This window comes from Pseudomonas sp. NFPP02 (assembly GCF_900119355.1).
In the GTDB taxonomy this organism is placed as follows: domain Bacteria; phylum Pseudomonadota; class Gammaproteobacteria; order Pseudomonadales; family Pseudomonadaceae; genus Aquipseudomonas; species Aquipseudomonas paracarnis.
This window is the reverse complement of record NZ_FPJI01000029.1, coordinates 1-2,248: the sequence shown is the minus strand read 5'-3', so window position 1 is coordinate 2,248 and position 2,248 is coordinate 1. Positions and strand designations below refer to the sequence as shown.

The 2,248-nt window shown below is 52.8% G+C and carries 1 protein-coding gene and 1 pseudogene; both read left to right on the top strand.

Going from position 1 to position 2,248, the window contains the following annotated elements; translation table 11 throughout:
• Positions 1 to 1,449: RHS repeat-associated core domain-containing protein (locus BT204_RS26855; RefSeq protein ID WP_275668966.1), on the top strand; the 1,449-nt coding region annotated here is incomplete at its 5' end.
• A 96-nt stretch (positions 1,450 to 1,545) separates the two neighbouring features.
• Positions 1,546 to 2,248 (top strand): annotated as a pseudogene (locus BT204_RS26850) (toxin); the annotation flags it as partial.

The window sequence follows — 2,248 nt, the reverse complement described above, 5'->3', positions numbered from 1 at the left end:
AGCCATGTGCATATGGTGGAGCGCACGTTGCGCCTCAATGACACCGAGCGCTACGTCTACGGTGCCGACGGCATGCGCCAGCGCAAGGTGCGCACAGCACAAACCAACGCCCGCACGGTGATCAGCGAGACGTGCTATTTACCCGGTCTGGAAACCCGCACGATTGATGACGAAAAACTGTATGTCGTCACTGTTCAGGCCGGCCGCACCACGGTGCAGGTGTTGCACTGGGAGGGCGCGGTGCCGCGTCAACTGGCCAATGATCAATACCGCTACAACCTGAACGATCATTTGGGGTCCTGCTCGCTGGAGCTGGACAGTGAAGCGCGGATCATCAGCCGCGAGACTTATCATCCGTTTGGCAGTACGGCGTTCACTGAGAGGGGAGACTCGAGCGAGCAGAGTTATCGCACGTTGCGTTATTCGGGTAAGGAGCGGGATGCGACCGGCCTTTATTATTACGGTCTGCGCTATTACATGCCCAGGTTTCAGCGCTGGATTAACCCGGACCCCGTGGGCGTCAGTGATGGTTTAAATGTATTCGCCTTTCTAGGCGGTAATCCCATTGGTTATCGAGACGCTGTGGGTGAGAAGCGCGAGCCGGTGAATAAAGATATCCACTTGATATGGGTGGGCGAGTCAGCGGAAGCGTTGGCGGCGCATGTCAGCAATATTAATAATACTGTCGAGCAGGCGAGCGGGTATAAAGTTCATCTTTATCTTGAGTCAGGTAACGAGGATGCATTTGCGAATGTCCTACAGGATCTTAAAGTTCATAATGTTGTCTATTTGAGAGAGGAGAAGCTCTTCAGGAAATTCAAAAAAAGTCCAGTGGGGGCTATTTATAAAGACTTCAGGTCGGGAGATCCAAAAAACTTTGCGTTTGCGGTGGATACGCTACGGCCCTATTTGGTTCGCAAGAAAGGAGGGCTCTACTCCGATGTCGATGACCAGTATCTCGGTGCTGAGAGTGAAGGGCACGAGCGCCTGGGCGATACGACGCTTTATGCAAGACCCGACGAAATAATCACAAACTCACCTGTTCGGGTGCCTTGGGAAAATAGGGGCTCCAGAAATGCGGTGCTGATAAACAATAGCTCGTTTGCGGCGCATGCTGGAAACAAAACACTGAAGCATATCGAGAAAGAAATGGTCGTGCGTTATAAAGAAGTTGTTAAGTCTGAAGAGTATACGGATGGTCACGGTCGCATCGGAGCCGGGATACTCGAGTTGGAAACACCTGAGCGAATAAAGTTAATGAGTTCGATGGTAGGTCCAAAGGTGTTTAGCTCGATCATAAGAGAATATGATAGTGAGGCTAATGATATCGTTCGTCAGGCTATATTGGTCGAGTCGGGAGGCGACGTTCAGGGCTTTAATGATCGTAGAAATGAAAAGATGCCGCTTAGACGCTTCATTAAGGTAGGTAGTGCAAACTCTTGGAAATAAAATCCCCATGAGCGCTATTAACCACGAACTTCGAACGGAGATGGCCGGTGTGAAATGAATTTTATGTCGGCAATCCTCAAGTAGAGAGACTCAGCCATGCTCAGCTTGAATAGCCATACCCCCACATTGACTGTTACCGATCCGAGAAGTCTACCCGTTCGCTCGGTGAAGTATTTACGATCGACTGCCGGCCAAGCGGCACAGGCACACATCGACCGCACTGCGCATGACGCGGTAGGCAGAGCGACAGCGCGCTGGGACCCGCGTCTGCAGTCGGTGCAAAAAGACGACCCGCAGGTGCCTGCCAACCTGAATATCCTTCACTCGCTTGGCGGCCAAGTATTGTTGATTCAAAGCGTCGATGCGGGTTGGGATGTTCAACTGTTCGGTGAGGCTGGGCAGGGTGTGCAGTTCTGGAATGGGCGCGGTAGTCAACGCCGCGTAGTATTCGATGCGCTACTGCGACCTGTGGCGATTATTGAAAATTCAGCCTGCACCGAGCGCTTTGCATACGGGATGGCTGAGCCGACTGCGGCTGAACGTAATCAATGTGGGCGGGTGGTGCGCCAAGATGACCCGGCCGGTACTCGTCATTTCGACTACTACGGGGTAGGTGGCGAGCCGATAGCGCAAACCCAGCGTTATCTGCAAAGCCTGGATATGCCTGATTGGCCACTGCCCCTTAATGAGCGGGATGATTTGCTTGAGCAAGCAGCCGGTGCTCGCAGTACTTTGCAGTTCAACCCGGTGGGCAATGTGCTGGAGCAAACCGATGCGCAGGGTAATCGGCAGCGTTTCA